The organism is Loktanella sp. M215, from assembly GCF_021735925.1.
GTDB lineage: Bacteria > Pseudomonadota > Alphaproteobacteria > Rhodobacterales > Rhodobacteraceae > Loktanella.
On sequence record NZ_WMEA01000001.1, the window covers coordinates 685,001 to 701,535 of the forward strand.

At 67.6% G+C, this 16,535-nt stretch carries 12 protein-coding genes (1 of these 12 cut by a window edge); 6 read left to right on the forward strand and 6 right to left on the reverse strand.

The genetic code is table 11. The annotated features are described in order from the left end of the window. Window positions 1–1,748 carry the 5' portion of a Tex family protein gene (locus GLR48_RS03340; RefSeq protein ID WP_237058634.1) on the reverse strand. Its footprint begins 565 nt before the window's first position, so the window shows 1,748 of its 2,313 coding nt (coding positions 1–1,748); its start codon is at window positions 1,746–1,748; its stop codon lies beyond the left edge, outside the window. Between the two features lie 250 nt (window positions 1,749–1,998). Here GLR48_RS03340 and GLR48_RS03345 point away from each other — a divergent pair, with 250 nt between their 5' ends. Further along, window positions 1,999–2,469 (forward strand): CIA30 family protein, encoded by a 471-nt coding sequence (locus GLR48_RS03345; RefSeq protein WP_237058636.1) that lies wholly within the window; start codon window positions 1,999–2,001, stop codon window positions 2,467–2,469. On the opposite strand, the gene GLR48_RS03350 is transcribed toward GLR48_RS03345, so the two are convergent. Beyond that, the gene (locus GLR48_RS03350; RefSeq protein ID WP_237058638.1) at window positions 2,466–3,695 is read right to left on the reverse strand and encodes a lytic murein transglycosylase; all 1,230 of its coding nucleotides are present in this window, start codon (window positions 3,693–3,695) and stop codon (window positions 2,466–2,468) included. The two genes, GLR48_RS03345 and GLR48_RS03350, sit on opposite strands and share 4 nt — an antisense overlap. A 182-nt stretch (window positions 3,696–3,877) precedes the next feature. On the opposite strand from GLR48_RS03350, the gene GLR48_RS03355 reads away from it, so the two are divergent. Beyond that, the gene (locus GLR48_RS03355; protein ID WP_237058640.1) at window positions 3,878–4,975 is read left to right on the forward strand and encodes an AAA family ATPase; all 1,098 of its coding nucleotides are present in this window, start codon (window positions 3,878–3,880) and stop codon (window positions 4,973–4,975) included. Beyond that, window positions 4,972–6,198: a vWA domain-containing protein gene (locus tag GLR48_RS03360; RefSeq protein WP_237058642.1), complete on the forward strand. Its 1,227-nt coding sequence runs from the start codon at window positions 4,972–4,974 to the stop codon at window positions 6,196–6,198. Before GLR48_RS03355 ends, GLR48_RS03360 begins: the two co-directional genes overlap by 4 nt. Here GLR48_RS03360 and GLR48_RS03365 read toward each other — a convergent pair. Together GLR48_RS03365 and GLR48_RS03370 are read right to left on the reverse strand one after the other, a co-directional pair. Beyond that, window positions 6,187–6,858, reverse strand: a complete 672-nt coding sequence (locus tag GLR48_RS03365) for a hypothetical protein (RefSeq protein WP_237058644.1) — start codon at window positions 6,856–6,858, stop codon at window positions 6,187–6,189. The genes GLR48_RS03360 and GLR48_RS03365 overlap by 12 nt on opposite strands. Window positions 6,859–6,864: 6 nt before the next feature. Then, complete coding sequence (locus GLR48_RS03370) at window positions 6,865–8,388, reverse strand: DHA2 family efflux MFS transporter permease subunit (protein WP_237058646.1); 1,524 nt, start codon at window positions 8,386–8,388, stop codon at window positions 6,865–6,867. A 146-nt stretch (window positions 8,389–8,534) separates the two neighbouring features. Here GLR48_RS03370 and treZ point away from each other — a divergent pair, with 146 nt between their 5' ends. The 3 genes from treZ (at window position 8,535) to glgX (ending at window position 14,697) form a co-directional block, all read left to right on the forward strand. Beyond that, the gene (gene treZ, locus GLR48_RS03375; RefSeq protein WP_237058648.1) at window positions 8,535–10,259 is read left to right on the forward strand and encodes a malto-oligosyltrehalose trehalohydrolase; all 1,725 of its coding nucleotides are present in this window, start codon (window positions 8,535–8,537) and stop codon (window positions 10,257–10,259) included. Continuing rightward, on the forward strand, window positions 10,256–12,481 hold the full coding sequence (gene treY, locus GLR48_RS03380) for a malto-oligosyltrehalose synthase (RefSeq protein WP_237058650.1): 2,226 nt from the start codon (window positions 10,256–10,258) through the stop codon (window positions 12,479–12,481). Before treZ ends, treY begins: the two co-directional genes overlap by 4 nt. 143 nt (window positions 12,482–12,624) lie before the next feature. After that, window positions 12,625–14,697, forward strand: a complete 2,073-nt coding sequence (gene glgX / locus GLR48_RS03385) for a glycogen debranching protein GlgX (RefSeq protein WP_237058652.1) — start codon at window positions 12,625–12,627, stop codon at window positions 14,695–14,697. Window positions 14,698–14,736: 39 nt separating this feature from the next. Here the strand turns inward: glgX and GLR48_RS03390 are convergent, their stop codons facing one another. Further along, window positions 14,737–16,266 (reverse strand): alpha-amylase family glycosyl hydrolase, encoded by a 1,530-nt coding sequence (locus GLR48_RS03390; protein ID WP_237058655.1) that lies wholly within the window; start codon window positions 16,264–16,266, stop codon window positions 14,737–14,739. Then, the gene (locus GLR48_RS03395) at window positions 16,256–16,459 is read right to left on the reverse strand and encodes a hypothetical protein (protein WP_237058657.1); all 204 of its coding nucleotides are present in this window, start codon (window positions 16,457–16,459) and stop codon (window positions 16,256–16,258) included. Before GLR48_RS03395 ends, GLR48_RS03390 begins: the two co-directional genes overlap by 11 nt. Between the last annotated feature and the right edge of the window lie 76 nt (window positions 16,460–16,535).

Genomic DNA, 16,535 nt, shown 5'->3' on the forward strand with positions numbered 1-16,535 from the left:
CGGCCGCAGGCCTGCACGATGCGCCGCGCGACGCCGTAAGCCTCTGGGTGGACGGATGATGCATCCAGCGGTTCGGTCCCGCCCTGCACCCGCAGGAATCCCGCGCATTGCTGATAGGCCTTGGGGCCAAGGCCGCTGACCTTCAGCAGGGCCTTGCGCGAGGCGAAGACGCCGTTGGCGTCGCGGTGCGTGACGATGGCCTGCGCCAGGGTCGGGCCGACACCCGCCACACGGGCCAGCAAGGGGGCGGAGGCCATGTTCAGGTCCACCCCCACGGCGTTCACCGCGTCCTCGACCACCGCGTCCAGCGACCCGGCCAGGCGGCGCTGGTCCACGTCGTGCTGATACTGGCCGACGCCGATCGCCTCTGGCGCGATCTTGACCAGTTCCGCCAGCGGGTCCTGCAGGCGGCGGGCGATGGACACCGCACCGCGGATCGACACGTCGAGGTCGGGAAATTCCTTGGAGGCCAGTTCAGACGCGGAATAGACCGAGGCGCCCGCCTCGGAGACGATGACCTTGGCAGGCTTTGGCCCCGCCGGCAGGGCCTTGATGACGTCGTCGACCATGCGTTCGGATTCGCGGCTGGCGGTGCCGTTGCCGATGGCGATCAGGGTGACGCCGTGGCGCTGAATCAGCTGGGCGATGGTGGCAGAGGCGCCGCGCAGGTCATTCTTCGGCTGAAAGGGATAGATCGTGGCCGTGTCCAGCAGCTTGCCGGTCTCGTCGACCACGGCGATCTTGCAGCCAGTCCGGATGCCCGGGTCCAGACCCAGCGTCCGCTTGGCCCCGGCAGGCGCCGCCAGCAGCAGGTCGCGCAGGTTGCGGGCAAAGACGTCGATGGCGGCGTCGTGGGCGCGTTTGCGCAGATCGCCCATCAGGTCCATGAACATGGTCAGGCTCAGCTTGACCTTCCACGCCCAAACGCTTGCCTCGCGTAGCCAGATGTCGCCGGGGGCCTGACCGCGGATGCCGATGCGTGACGCGATGATATCGGTGATGCGCGGCAGGATTGTTTCGGGATCGGGCGCGATGTCGACAGTCACGATTTCCTCCTTGGAGGCCCGCAGGATCGCCAAGGCCCGGTGCGACGGGATCTTGGCCCATTTTTCCCGATGGTCGAAGTAGTCCGAAAATTTCGCGCCCGCCTCCTCCTTGCCCTTGATGACCTTGGCGGTGATCTCGGCCTCGTCCTGCATGACCTGCCGCAGCCGGCCCAGCAGGGTGGCGTCCTCGGCCAGTTCCTCGATCAGGATGTCGCGGGCGCCGGTCAGGGCGTCCTTGGGCGTGGCCACGGTGTCGGAGAGATAGGCCTGCGCCAGCACCTCTGGCGTGGCCGCGCGGTCCGCCATGATGGCGCGCAGCAGCGGGTCGAGGCCGTTTTCCCGCGCGATCATCGCCTTCGTCCGCCGCTTGGGCTTGAAGGGAAGATAGAGGTCTTCCAGCGTGGCCTTGGTATCCGCCGACTGGATCGCGCGGGCGAGGTCGTCGGTCAGCTTGCCCTGTTCGGTGATCGACCCGAGGATCGCCGCGCGCCGCTTTTCAAGATCGCGCAGGTAGGCGAGGCGGTCGTTCAGGGTGCGCAACTGGATGTCGTCCAGACCGCCTGTCGCCTCTTTGCGGTAGCGGGCGACGAAGGGAACGGTGGCGCCGTCGTCCAGCAGGGCCACGGCGGCGTTGACCTGATCGGGGCGTGCGCCGATCTCGGTTGCGATGGTGCGGCTGATGCGGGTTGTGACGGGGTCCACGGGGTCTGCTCCTGCTGGTTGGACCTTTGTGATAGACCTGTGGCGGGGTGGCGCCAAGGGTGGGTGACGGTCGGAGTGGTGGCAGGACCGGAGCCTCCGGCGGGAGTATTTGTGGAAAAAGCGAGGCAGCGACGGCTGGCGGTCGGCGCGTTGCGGCGTCGGAATCTGCGGTGGGGTTGATCGGGTCAGATGAAGCGTGGATTGCGCGCGGGGTGCGCTAGGTCCTTGAGAGGTAACCGGGAGTGTTGACATGGAACTGGCGCTGGATTGGGAATTCGTGGCGGACACGGTGATGGGCGGTGTATCGCAGGGCCGGATCAGGACAGTCACGCGGGCGGGGCGGGCTGCCATGGCGCTGACCGGGCGGGTTTCACTGGAGAACGACGGCGGGTTCGTGCAGATGGCGGCGGATCTGGTGCCGGGAGGTGGTGGGTTCGACGCCAACGGGTATGCGGGGATCGAGATCGACGTCTGCGGAAATGGCGAGAGCTATGACCTGCGGCTGCGCACGACGGACCTGACGCGGCCGTGGCAATCCTACCGGGTCGATTTCGTCGCCCCGGCGGATTGGGTGACGCGCCGCTTCGCTTTTGCCGATTTCGAAGCGCACCGGACGGATGTGCCGTTCGATCCCACCGGCCTGCGCCGGTTGGGGATCGTGGCGATTGGTCATGCGTTTGACGCGGACGTCGCCGTCGCGGCGGTGCGGCTTACGCGCTAGCGGGCGAGGGCGCGGACGAGGCTGGCATCGGGGAAGCAGGTGGCGGGCTGGCCTTGCGCCTCTTGCCAGCGCCCGATGGAGCGGCGGGTCTTGAAGCCCGCAAGGCCATCGGCGCCGCCGACGTCGAGGCCGCGGGATTCGAGGCCGCGCTGCAGGGCGGCGACGTCGGAGCGCAAAAGGCCGCCGACGTCGCCCCAGCGGCCCGCGAAGTCAGGCACGCCGTACTGGATGCGGTCGCCGACGTGGCCGACGAAGAGGGCGTAGAGGTCGGAAGTGTTGTAGTCTTTCAGGACGTAGAAATTCGGTGTCACGATGAAGGCGGGGCCGTTGCGGCCCGCGGGCATCAGCAGAGAGCCGGGTTGCCGCAGTTCCGTTGCGGGAAAGGCCTTGCCGCCGATGCGGGACACGCCCAGCGCCGCCCAGTCCGCGATGCGCCTTGCCTGATCGGGGCCTTCGAGGGCGCAGGAGACCGTGGATGGCACCGTCACCTCGAACCCCCAATCGCGGCCTTTCACCCAGCCGTGGCGGGCGAGGTAGGTGCCGATGGAGGCGATGGTGTCGGGGGCGGAGCCCCAGATGTCGGCACGACCGTCGCCGTCGCCGTCAGCGGCAAAGGCGAGGTAGTTCGAGGGCATGAATTGCGGCTGGCCCAAGGCACCCGCCCAGCTGCTGCGCATGGCGCGGGGGGCGGCGCCTGCTTGCGCGATCTGCAGGGCGGCGACCAACTCGTCTGTGAAATAGGGCGCGCGGTTGGACATGAAGCCTTTGGTTCCCAGCACCTGGAAGACGTCGTGGGGGATGTCGGCGCGGCCGTAGCCGCTTTCACGACCCCAGATCCCGAGGATGATCCGGCCCGGGACGCCGGTGGCGCGTTCGACGGCCGCGAGTGTCTGGGCGTATTGCCCGGCCATCTGGCGGCCGACGGATGTGGCGCCGTCGACGCTGCCGCGGCTGAAGTATTTGCCGGGCTGGCCGAACTCGCTTTGCCGCTGCGCCTGACGGGCGGGCGGGGCCATGCCGGGGGGGACCAGATCGGGCAGGTCCCAGTTGAGGGTGACACCCTGAAAGGCGGTATCGAAGGTCGCGCGGCTGACGCCCTGACGGCTGGCGCGGGGCCAGACGGTCTGGTCAAGCCAGGTGCGGAACTGCCCCTCGACCGCGGCGCGGGTCTGCGCGAAGGCTGTGGCAGGGCACAGGAGGAGAAGGATCAGGCACAGGATACGCATGGGGCGACCTGACCACGGGGCGCGGGCGGTGTCAAAGCCGCTGCGCGGGGGGCAAAATACATTACAGAATCCAAATGTTTCGCATGCGAGACATATTATGTAAAAGAATCGTCTGGCCGGATAACGGGTTAAGGCTGGAACACCGGCGCGTGCGGTCCATTTTGCGTTTCGGGAGGATTGCCATGTCCGTGAACACGACTCCGATTTCCGCAGGCCGCGCGCTGGAGGCGCTGCGTGCGGGTCATGCGGCGCAGATGCGCGGCGACCTGACCGCATCCTGGATGCTGCATGGCCGCCCCAGTATCGGCAAGACCGAGATCGTGGCCCAGCTGGCGGAGGAGACCGGCAGCCGGTTGTTCGACTTGCGCCTGACGACGATCGAGCCGCAGGATCTGCGGGGCCTGCCGTTCTATGACCACGCGGCGAAGCGCACGGTCTGGTATCCGCCCGAAGACCTGCCGGATGATCCGGCGCAGCCCGCGATCCTGTTTCTGGACGAGCTGACGGCGGCGGCCCCTGCCCTGCAGCCCACGGTCTACGGGCTGTTGCAGGAACGCAGGGTCGGGCTGCATGTGCTGCCTGCGAACACCTTCATCGTGGCGGCGGGGAATACGGTGGATGACGGGGCCGTGGCCTACGAAATGGGAACGGCATTGTCGGACCGGCTGATCCATCTGAATGTGGTGGCAGAGGCGTCGGACTGGATCACGCGCTACGCGGTGCCGATGGCGCTGCATCCGGCGGTGATCGCGTTCATCCGCACGCGGCCCGATCTGCTGGATACGACGGCGGATGCCATGCAGCGAGGGCGGATGATCGCCTGCACGCCGCGCAGCTGGGCGCGGGTCAGTGCGATCATGGGCGCTGTGACCGACCGGCTGTTGCGCGACACGCTGATCGCGGGGACGCTGGGGGATGCGCCGGCGGCGGAGTTCATCCTGCTGGAACAGGAAATCGCGGCGACGGTGCAGGTCGCGGACATGATTGCAGCAAGTCCGCGCGACCGGGCGGGCCTTTATCCTGCCAGCCTGCACGGGTTGACGGCGCTGGTCTATGCGCTGGTCACGCTGGCGGAGCGTGAGACCCTGCCGGACAGCATCGCGATCATGGCCGACATCCGGCGGCTGGCCGATCTGCGGGGCGACGCTTTTGCCCGCCTGCCGCTGGCGGAGCTGACCACCTATGGCATGGAATTGCTGATCGAACGCAGCCTGGCGCAGGGCTGGCAGGAGGCGTTTCGCGACTCGGGTGCCTATGCCGCCTATGTGGCGGAGCGGTGAGCGACGCACACTCCGTCCGCGCCCGCCCGGCGCTGGTCGATCTGGCCGAGGCGGACCCGGCGCTGGCCGCGCTGTCGCTGTGGTGCGATCACCGGGACGGCGCGGCGACGGGCACGGCGGGGACGGTGATCACCTACGGGCCGGATTTCGACGTGCTGCCGCGTCATGTGCAGATCGGGCTGGCGGCGCATCATGTGCTGCATGTGGCGCTGCGCCATTCAGCGCGGATGGCGGAGTTGCAGGCGCGGCACGGGGATGCGTTTCAGCCGAAGCTGTTCAATCTGGCCGCGGATGCGCTGGTGAACACGGTGCTGCTGGCGGCGGATCATGCGCTGCCGCGGCCTGCGGTGACGCTGGAGGGGCTGTTTCGGGAGGGGTTGGGGCAGAATGAAGCGAGCCTTGCGGAATGGGACGTGGAGCGGCTCTATTTCGCGCTGTTGCCGCGGGACGGCGCTGAGGGCGACCGCAGTGCGGAGGTGGAGGCCTATGCGGAGCGGCAGCAGTTCGCGCCGGATGTCGATGCGGGCGACACGGAGGGCGGTGGTGGCGCTGACGCCGAAGAGGCGGCGCGCTGGCAGCAGCATCTGAGCCGCGCGGTGGAGGCGGGGCGCAGCGCGGGGCGCGGGATCGGGGCCAGTCTGCACCGGCTGGCCGATCTGCCGGAGCCGCAGACGCCGTGGAACGTGATCCTGCGGCGTCTGCTGACGCGCGCGGTGATGCCGGAGCGGCGACCGTCCCCGCAGCGCCCCGCACGCCGCTGGATCGCGGCGGCGGCGCAGGCGCGCCAAGCGGGGACGCCGGTGCCGGGGTTCGAGCGGGGCTACCGGCCGCAGACCGAGGTGGCGCGGATCGTGGTGGCGCTCGATGCCTCTGGCAGTATCGACGACGCGCGGCTGGGGCTGTTCTGGGCCGAGGTCACGGGCATCGCGCGGCGGATGGCGGTGGAGTTGCATCTGGTGGTCTTCGATGACGGCATCCGGCATGTCGCGCGGATGGACCCGGTGCAGACCCGGCCCGTTTTGCCCGATCTGCCGCGCGGCGGTGGCACGGATTTCGCGCCGGTCGTGGCGTTGGCGGCAAGGCTGGGGGCCAGTGCGCTGGTGATGCTGACCGATCTGGACGGACCCACCGGCCCTGCCCCGCGGTTTCCGGTGATCTGGGCGGTGCCGGATGGCAGCGGTGTGACGGCGCCTTTCGGGCGGCTGGTCGATCTAGCGCGCTAGGGCCGCGGCGAGCCTTGCGTGGGCCGAGACGCTGCGCGCGTCCAGCGTGATGTCGCGCAGGAAGACGTTCTGCGTGGCATTGATGCGGTGGAGGAGGCGTTCGGTCATGTCGCCCTGAAACAGGGTCTGTTGCAGGATATCGCGTTCGGCGGCGGTGAGGTCGAGGACCTGCGGGCCGTCCTCTGACTGGACCGAGACGTAGGTGAGCGGCGGCAGGCCGCGCAGGTCGGATTGTTCGATCACGAGGTGCAGCAGGCCGCCGCGCAGGTCGCGACTGGCGGCGATCTGCGTGAGGGCGGTGCGGGATTGGGCGCGCAGCAGGTCGAGGCCGCGGTCGGCGGCGGCGGGGTCCATCAGGGCCGCGCGTTTCTTGGCGGGCACGCGCAACACGCGCATTTCCACGAACCAGATCACGACGATCATCAGGAGGGGGGCCTGGGCGAGGGGCAAGGCGGCCTCGGTCCAGACGAAGCCGATGATCAGGAGCGGCAGAAGGGCGAGCATGTAGCGGACGCCCTGAAACTCGATCGCGATGCGGGCGAGGTGGTTCAGGCTGGCGCGGCGGGGCCAGGGGGTGACGCGGCCGAAGAACTTGCGCGGCAGTTGCTTGACGGCGAGGGCTGCGGGGTTGCGCAGGGTGGCGTGGGTGACGATCAGCATTGCGGGCTAGCGCTGGCGGGCGAAGGGGATGCAGAGCAGCGCGAGGGCCGTGAGCGCGGCCATCATCAGCCAGGCGTCGTTGATCGCCATGGTGAGGGAAGCCTTTTCCAATAACGGTGCCAGGTAGGCCTGTTGCGCCGCCGTGGGAGCGCCCCCCGTCAGCAGGGCGGGCGGGATGCCGATAAAGGTCGCGGCGTCGGCGTCGCCTGCGGCGAGGCGCGCAGTCAGGTCGGCGGCGTGGCCGGGGCCGCGGGCGTAGATCACCGTGTCGATCAGCGCGAGGCCGATGGCGCCGCCGAGGTTGCGCATCAGGTTGAAGACGCCGCTGGCGTCGGGGACCTCTGCGTCGCTGAGGTGGCCCAGCGCCATGCGGGTCGGCGGCAGCAGGCAGAACATGATCGCGAGGCCGCGCACGACCTGCGGCCAGAACATTTCTTCATAATCCGTGCGGGGGGTCTGGAAGACGCTCATGCCCAAGCCGATGGCGAAGAAGGTGAAGCCTGCGGCGGTGAGGATGCGGGCCGAGACGCGCTTTTCCAACAGGACGGCGACGGGGGCGATGACCAGTTGGGCGACGCCGGTGACGAGCATGATGGTGCCGATTTCCAGTGCCGAATGGTCGCGGACGAAGGCGAGGAAGACGGGCATCAGGTAGGTGGAGCCGAAGAGGCCGATGCCGAGGACGAAGGACAGGATGCAGGCGATGGTAAAGCGGCGGTCGGTGAAGCTGCGCAGGGCCACGACGGGGGCCGCATGGGTCAGGCTGCGGCGGATGAAGCCCGCGCCGCTGACGAGGGCGACGGCGAAGAGGCCCAGCACGAGGGGCGAGAGCCAGCCGCGCGTGGGCGCTTCCTTCAGCGCGATTTCCAGCGTGGCGAGGGCCAGCGCCATGCCCGCCAGCGACAGCCAGTCGATGCCGCGGATCTGGCGCAGGTTGGCCGCCGCGGCAGGCACCAGCCACGCGGCGAGGGCCACGGCGACGATGCCGGGCACGACGTTGACGAGGAACAGCCAGTGCCAAGAATAGGTCGAGGTGATCCAGCCGCCGACGATCGGGCCGACCGTGGGGGCCAGCACGGCGACGACACCCGCCAGTGTCGTGGCGAACGCCTGTTGCCGCAGGGGGAACAGCAGGAACACGGCGGCGAAGACGGCAGGGATCAGGGTGCCACCGGCAAAGCCCTGCAACACGCGCCACGCGATCAGGCTGTTGAACCCCTGCGAGGCGGCGCAGCCGACGGAGGCCACGGTGAAGACCGTCGTCGCGAGCACGAAAAGCCAGCGCATCGACAGGGCGCGCATCAGCAGGCCGGTCAGCGGAATCGCGATGACCTCTGCGATCAGATAGGCGGTCTGAACCCAGCTCATCTGGTCGGGGGGGATACCAAGGGCCTGCTGGATGTCAGGCAGGGATGTGGCAACGATCTGCACGTCGAGGATCGCCATGAACATGCCAAGGCACATGGCGGCAAAGCCGATCCATGTCGCCACGCCGCTGCGCATTCCGGCCGGTGGTGTCTGGTCTGTCACGCGTGGCCCCTTGGCTGATCTGCGGCAACGTAGACCGGGCCGTGCGCTGGACAAAGGCTTTCGTGCCGCACAGGATCAGGGAGTGGCGGAACCGCCGCAGATGAAAGGGCGTTCACATCGGAATTCATCTGACGAGGGCAAAGGCAATGCAGGCAGAGGCGCCGCAGTACTGGGGCGCGCGCCCCGCCGGAGATGGGCGGTGGTCTGTGGCGCTTTGGTCGCCGGATGCCAGCGAGGCCAGTGTAATCCTTGGTGACGGCGAGCCAGTTGCGCTGACCAAGGACGCGGGCGGCACGTTTCGGGCCGAGATCGCGGCAGAGGCTGGCACGCCCTACCGCCTTGTCGTCGACGGGCAGACTGTGCCGGACCCGGCATCACGCCAGCAGCGCGACACGGTTCACGGACCGTCGCTGCTGGCGCTGTCGCAGCAGGTGCAGGGCGGCTGGACCGGGCGCGCGTGGTGCGAAGCTGTCATCAGCGAAATCCAGATCGGCACGTTCACGGCAGATGGCACCTTTGCCGCCGCCGCCCGCCGCCTGCCCGATCTGGCGGCCCTTGGGATCAACACGGTCGAGGTCATGCCGATTGCACAGTTCGCGGGGGATCGCGGCTGGGGTTATGACGGGGTGCTGCCCCATGCGGTGCATCCGGCCTACGGCACGCCCGATGATTTTGCCGATTTCGTCCGGGCGGCGCACGGACTGGGGATGTCGGTAATCCTTGATGTCGTCTATAATCATTTCGGACCCGAGGGGGCGTATTTGGGCGGCATCAGTCCCGCGTTCTTTGACGCAGGCAGGGCCACGCCCTGGGGGCCGGCTATCGACTTCACCCAAGCGCCGGTGCGGGAATTCTTCATCCAGAACGCGATGATGTGGATCAGCGATTTCGGCGTGGACGGGCTGCGGCTGGATGCGGTGCATCAGTTGAAGGACCCCTCCTCGCCGGAGTTTCTGGAGGAACTGGCGCTGCGGCTGCGGGCGCTGGACCTGCCCCGCCCGCTGCACCTGATCGCCGAGGACGAGCGCAACCTGCCGGGCCACCGCGACGACGGGCTGACGGATGCGCAGTGGAACGACGATTATCACCATGCCCTGCACTGTCTGCTGACCGGCGAGGATGAGGGATACTACGCGCCCTTTGCCGTCGATCCGCTGGGCGATCTGGCGGTGGCGCTGACGGAGGGGCATGTGGCGCAGGGTGCGCCGCGCAACGCCCGCGCCGATGCGCGGGGGGCGCCCAGCGCGCATCTGCCGCCCGATGCCTTTGTGAACGCCAATCAGACGCATGACCAGATCGGCAACCGTGCCTTGGGCGAGCGGCTGATGACGCTCGCCGGGCCGGAGGCGATGCGCGTGGCCCATGCGCTGCTGCTGACATCTCCCTTTGTGCCGATGCTGTTTCAGGGCGAGGAGATCGGGGCGCGCACGCCGTTTCCGTTCTTTTGCGATTTCGACGGCGATCTGGCGGAGGCGGTGCGCAAGGGGCGGCTGGCGGAGTTCAGCGCCTTTGGCGGATTCGGCGGCGATCTGCCGGACCCGCTGGACCCTGAGACATTCAAAAGCGCACGGCCCTATGACACGCCGCCTGCGGACGCGGAGAACTGGCGCGGCCTGACGCGGCGGCTGCTGGACTGGCGCAGCACCAATCTGGTGCCCCTGTTGCACAGCGGGCAGACCGGGGCCGATGTCTGGGTCATCGGGCCAAAGGCGTTGCGGGTCTGCTGGACGTTCGGCGCCGGGGATCTGAACACCGTCGTGCAACTGGGTCAGGCGGTGCCGCAGGACCTGTGGGGCGGCGACGCGACAGGGCTGCGGCTGGGCGCGCCAGAGGACAATTTTGCATTCTGCACATGGATAACACAGCGATGATTCCACTGACCGCCACCTACCGCCTGCAACTGCGCGAAGGCGTGACCTTTGCCGTGGCGCAGGAGTACCTGCCGCATCTGGCCGCGACCGGGATCAGTCACCTGTATCTTTCGCCGATCTTTGCGGCGCAGACGGGGTCGACGCACGGTTATGACGTGATCGACCCGAACGCGATCGAGGCGGATCTGGGCGGTGAAGCGGGCTTTGCCGCGCTGGCGCAGGCGGCGCAGGCGGCGGGGATCGGCATCATTCTGGATATCGTGCCGAACCATACGGCGTTTTCGCTGGAAAATCCCTGGCTGCGCGATCTGCTGCGGCATGGGACCGACAGCGCCTTTGCCCCGCATTTCGATATCGACTGGGCAGAGCGGCTGTTGCTGCCGTTCCTGACCGAACCCTTTGACGCGCTGGTGGACAAGGGCGAGGTCACGCTGGACCGCGCCGCCGACGGGCCGGTGCTGTGCGTCGGTGATCTGGCGGTGCCGCTCGATCCGGCGACGGTGAGCGATGGCGTCGATCTGCGGGACCTGCATGACGCGCAGGTCTGGCGGCTGGTGCCGTGGCAGCGCGAGCGGGACAGCATCACGCACCGGCGGTTTTTCAACGTGACCGGCCTGATCGGGATGCGGGTCGAGGATGATGCGGTATTCGAGGACATGCACCGCAAGGTCTTTGAACTGGTCGACGCGGGCCTTGTGCAGGGTCTGCGGCTGGATCACATCGACGGGCTGGCGGACCCGGCGGCCTATCTGGAGAAACTGCGCAAGCGTGTGCCGGAGACGCCGATCTGGGTCGAGAAAATCCTGACGGGCGACGAGGCGCTGCCGGACTGGCATCTGGCCGGGACGACCGGCTACGAGGCCGCGCGGCAGATCGCGCGTCTGCTGACCGATGGCGACGGGCATGCACGGCTGCTGGCGGCGTGGCAGGACCAGACCGGGCGCAGCGGCACGTTCCACGACGCGCTGATTGCCGCCAAGGACGAGGTGATCCGGCAGGATTTGGCCGCCGAGTTGCAGCAGATGATCGGGCTGGCCGGGGCCGCCACCGTGGCCGCCGGTGACGAACAGGGGCAGGAGGCGCTGCGCGAGGCGGTGATGGCGCTGCTGGTCGCCTTTCCGCGCTACCGCACCTATCTGGCCGGGTCCGCCAATGCGCCCGGCGATGTGGCACTGATGCAGCGGGTTGCGGACGATGCCGCGACCGCGTTGCGCAGCGATCATGTCGTGCGGCTGTTGACCGATTGCATCCTGACACCGCAAACGCCGGAGGCGGCGCGGCTGCAGGTGCGGTTCCAGCAGGTCACCGGCGCACTGCTGGCCAAATCGCACGAGGATACCGCGGGGTTCCGCTGGAACGCCTATATTGCCGCGAACGAGGTGGGGGCCGATCCGGACGCGGTCACGATTACGGATGACGCGCTGAACGACTGGCTGGCAGAGCGGTTGCCGACCGCGCTGACGCTGACATCCTCTCATGACACGAAGCGGTCGGAGGATGCGCGGATGCGGCTGGTGGCCTGCAGTCACCTGCCGGACGATCTGATCGCCCTCGTGGATGACAGCGCCGAACTGGCGGGGGCGGAGGCTGTCAGCCCGAACACCCGCTGGTATCTGGTGCAAAGCGCGCTGGCGATCTGGGGCGAGGACGATCTGGACACGCGGCTGCGCGATCACATGACGAAGGCCCTGCGCGAGGCCAAGCGGATCACGAACTGGACGCATCCGGACGAGGAAGCGGAGGCCGCCGTGCTGGACCTGATCCCGCATCTGACGGCGCAGTGGCGTGATGCAGCGCCCGCAGCGCTTGATCGGCTGACAGCACTGGGGCAGCGGTTGTCGCTGGTGCAGACCGCGCTGAAGATCGCGATGACCGGCGTGCCGGATATCTATCGCGGCTGTCTGGGCGCCCATTTCGCGCTGACGGACCCGGACAATCGCCGCCCGGTCGATCTAAACCAGATGATACAGATGACCGACGCTGCGGGATTTGCGGGCGACAAGGCGCGGTTGTCGCAGGCGTTGCTGCGGTTGCGCAACGCGGCGCCTGCGTTCTTTGACAATGCCACCTGCCGGATCACGCGCGATGGGGATGGTACGATCACGCTGACGCGGCAGACCGGGGCGCGACAGCTGACGCTGCGCTGTGACCCAAGTGGCGATCCCGTCGTGACGTGGGAGGACAGTCCCGCGCCTGATGCGGATTCGGGCAAATCCGACTGAACTGCACGCTGCGGCATCCGAATGCGGGTGCCGCAGGAACAGGCGAGTGCGGTTTGCGTTGATCGGCTGAGACGGCACTGCCAAACGGGCGCTGAGACATGCACCCCCTGCGCGACCACGGTGTCGCATGAAGGATAAAGACCATGACGGACCATTCGCCGGTCGATGTGACATTCGACCTTTCATTGGCGCGCCCTGACAAGCTGGGGGCCGATCCCCGCGACGGCGGCACGAATTTTGCCCTGTTTTCCAACAGCGCCGACAAGGTGGAGCTGTGCCTGTTCGACGAGGCGGGGGAGCGCGAAACCGCGCGCATCACCCTGCCCTGCATGGAAGGCGGTGTCTGGCACGGTTTCATCCCCGGCGTGGGGGTGGGCCAGCGCTATGGTTACCGCGTGCACGGACCTTATGCGCCCGAAAAGGGTCATCGCTATAACCCCAACAAGCTGCTGCTGGACCCTTACGCGCGCGCGCTGATGGGCCATCTGACCTGGGACGATTCGCTGTTCGGCTATCAAGTGGGCGAGGATGACCTGACGTTCGATGACCGCGATTCGGCGGCGTTCATGCCCAAGGGCGTGGTGGTGGACGATTCCTATGCCTGGGACCGGGCCGACGCGCTGCGGACCCGCTGGGACGAAACGGTGATCTACGAGGCGCACGTCAAGGGTCTGACCATGCGCCATCCGGGCATCGTGCAGGCGGACCGGGGCACCTTTGCCGCGCTGTCGGCCGACCCGGTGCTGGATCATCTGACCAAGCTGGGCGTGACCGCGATCGAGCTTTTGCCGATCCACGCCTTTGCCAACGACAATTACCTGATCGACAAGGGGCTGTCGAATTACTGGGGCTACAACACCCTGTCGTTCTTTGCCCCGCATCAGGGATACCTGAAAAGCTGGGATATCCAGGAGGTCAAGTTGGCCATCGACCGGTTCCATGCCGCGGGCATCGAGGTGATCCTTGACGTGGTCTATAACCACACCTGCGAAGGCAACGAGATGGGGCCGACCCTGTCGTTCCGGGGGATCGACAACGAGTCCTACTATATGACCGGCGAGGACAAGCGGCACGTCTATGACACCACCGGCACCGGCAATACGCTGAACGTCAATCATCCGATGGTGCTGCGCATGGTGATGGACAGCCTGCGCTATTGGGTCGAGGTGATGCATGTGGACGGCTTCCGGTTCGACCTTGCGTCCACCCTTGCGCGGGATGCGGACGGGTTCGACCGCAGCGGCAACTTCTTTGCCACGATCCGGCAGGACCCGGTGCTGTCGGCGGTCAAGCTGATCGCAGAGCCGTGGGACATCGGCGACGGCGGCTACCAGGTCGGCGGCTTCGTCTGGCCGTTCCGCGAATGGAACGACAAGGCCCGCGACGATATCCGCGCCTTCTGGCGGCGGGACGACGGGATGACGGCGCCCCTGTCGGAGCGTCTGTCGGGATCGCCGGTGCAGTTCGACCACGACAACCGGCCCGCGACGTCGTCGATCAATTTCGTCGCCGCCCACGACGGGTTCACCCTGTGGGACACGACCGCCTATAACGAAAAGCACAACGCGGCCAACGGCGAGGATGGCCGCGACGGCCACGACAACAACATCAGCGACAATCTGGGGGCCGAGGGGCCGACGGATGATCCGGAGATCATGGAGGCCCGCCGCCGCCGGGTGAAGGCCGCACAGGCGACGGTCCTGCTGGCACAGGGCGTGCCGATGATCCTTGCGGGGGACGAATTCGGCCAGACGCAGGGCGGCAACAACAACGCCTATTGCCAGGACAACGAGATCACCTGGCTGGACTGGGAGGGGGCGGACGAAAGCCTGACGCGGTCCGCCGCCGCGGCCATCGCCCTGCGCCGCGAGCTGGAGGGGTTCGTCGATACGAATTTCGGCAACGCGGACCTGTCGGACGGCGGCAAGGCGACCCGCTGGCACCACCCCGAAGGGCGCGAGATGACCGAGGACGACTGGCACGACGGCGGGCTGCGCTGCTTTGCCAAGCGGATCATCACGAAGGGCGACTGCGATATCCTGATGATCTTCAACGCGGGCGATGCGGCCTCTTTCACCCTGCCGGGTGGCGACTGGACCCGGCGACTGGATACCAGTGCCGCCGATCCGGCAGCGGAGGGGACGCACAGCAATTCCCTGACCGTGGACTGGCAGTCCGTCGTCGTCCTGACGCAGGACTGCGCGCCAGAGGCATAAGGTAGGCGCCCCGCCGGGTGATCCGGCGGGGCGTTTGCGTCAGACCGACCAGACGGCGCCGCACCAGCCATCCGGGGCAAGTGTCGGACACAGGGCATCGGCGGTGACGATCGGATTGCCCTGCGGCGGATCGGCGAAGTCGCCGCCGCCGTGACTGAACAGGCCGCGGAAGCTGCGGCCATCCTTGGCGCGGATCGTCAGGTCGAGCAGGTCGTCCTGTGCGGTGCAATCCACGACCTCTGCCGTGTCCCAGCCCAGATCGCGGCGCAAGCCGATGATCTGGCGGTAGAAGGGGGCCAGTTGCGCCTGTGCCCGTTGCAGATCGCCACGGTCCCAGTCCATCGGCAGCCACGGCGTGCCCTTGGTAAAGGCGTAGCTGTCCGCCACCGCGTCCCACGGCATCGGCACCCGCGCGCCTTCGCGGCCCGGACCGTCGGGCCAGTACAGCAGGTCGAGCGGGTCGGTCACGTCCTCTTGCGCCAGATCGGGCTGGCGCAGGCCGTATTCCTCGCCCTGATAGATGATCCAAGGGCCGGGCAGGAAGGCCATCTGCAGCGCCAGCACTGGGTCGGAGGCGTCGCCGCGCCCGTGGCGGGGCTGATCGTGGCTGGATAGCCAGCCAGTGATCCGTTGCAGACTGTCGGCGCGGGCGATGACCTCTGCCACGATGGCGGGGCTGCCGCGGTTTTCGGGCAGGTCGGTGGTATAGACGGAATCGAGGCGACCGGGTGCGGTGAAGGCCATGGCGAGTTCGATGGACTTGTTGCCGGAGGTGTTTTCCCCGAACAGGTAGGCGTCGTCGCCCGCCCATTTGCGCAAATTTTCCGCGTAGGCTGCGCCGTCGCCGGGCAGCATGTCGTAGACGTGGTCCTGATAGGTGTAGGGGTTGAAGACTTCGCCAGCGACCTTGCGGTGGACCTTTGGCGTGGCGGGGGGATTGTCCTTGAGGCTTTCGTCCCAGAGGAACGCCGTGACCACGTCGAAGCGGAAGCCGTCGACGCCGCGGTCGCGCCAGCCCTTCATCTGCCCCGCGATCATGTCCTGCACGGCGGGGTTGCGCAGGTTGAGGCTGGGTTGTTCGGGCAGGAACTGGTGGAAGTAGTATTGCCGCCGCTTGTGGTTCCATTTCCACGCGGGCAGGCCGAACTGGGCCAGCCAGTTGTTCGGCGGGCTGCCGTCGGGTTTCGGATCGCGCCAGAGGTAGTAGTCGGCCTTGTCCGCGTCACCGGCGATGGCGGCCTGAAACCACGGCGCCTGATCGCTGGTGTGGTTCAGCACCTGATCCATATAGACCTGCAGGCCAAGGCCGTGGGCCTTGTCCACCAGCGCGTCGAAATCCGCCATCGTGCCGAAGCGCGGGTCGATGGCGGTGTGGTCGATGATGTCATAGCCACCGTCCACCCAAGGCGAGACATAGAGAGGTGACAGCCAGATCGCGTCGACCCCTAGTCCCGCGACGTGGTCGAGGCGCTGGATGATGCCCTGAATGTCGCCGACACCGCTGCCGGTCGTGTCCTGAAACGAGCGGGGATAGATCTGGTAGATCGCCGGAGCGGATTCAGGCGCCAACGATCATGCCTCCGTTCGGGTGCAGGGTCTGGCCGGTGAAGTAGCTGCCGTCGCAGGAGGCGATGGCGACCTTGCCCGCAAGCTGACCGACGCCGTAGTGGCGCGGCATGTCCTCGGGGGCGGGGTCCATCCGGTATTCGTCGGCGGGCATGGGGTCCTGATGCTGGGCGGGAATCTGCGGGGCGTCTGTCATGGGGCGTCCAATACGTGCGAGTTCCCGCGACAACCGTTGCGGTACGGCGTTGTTCCCGCCTGCGACACCGCGCCAT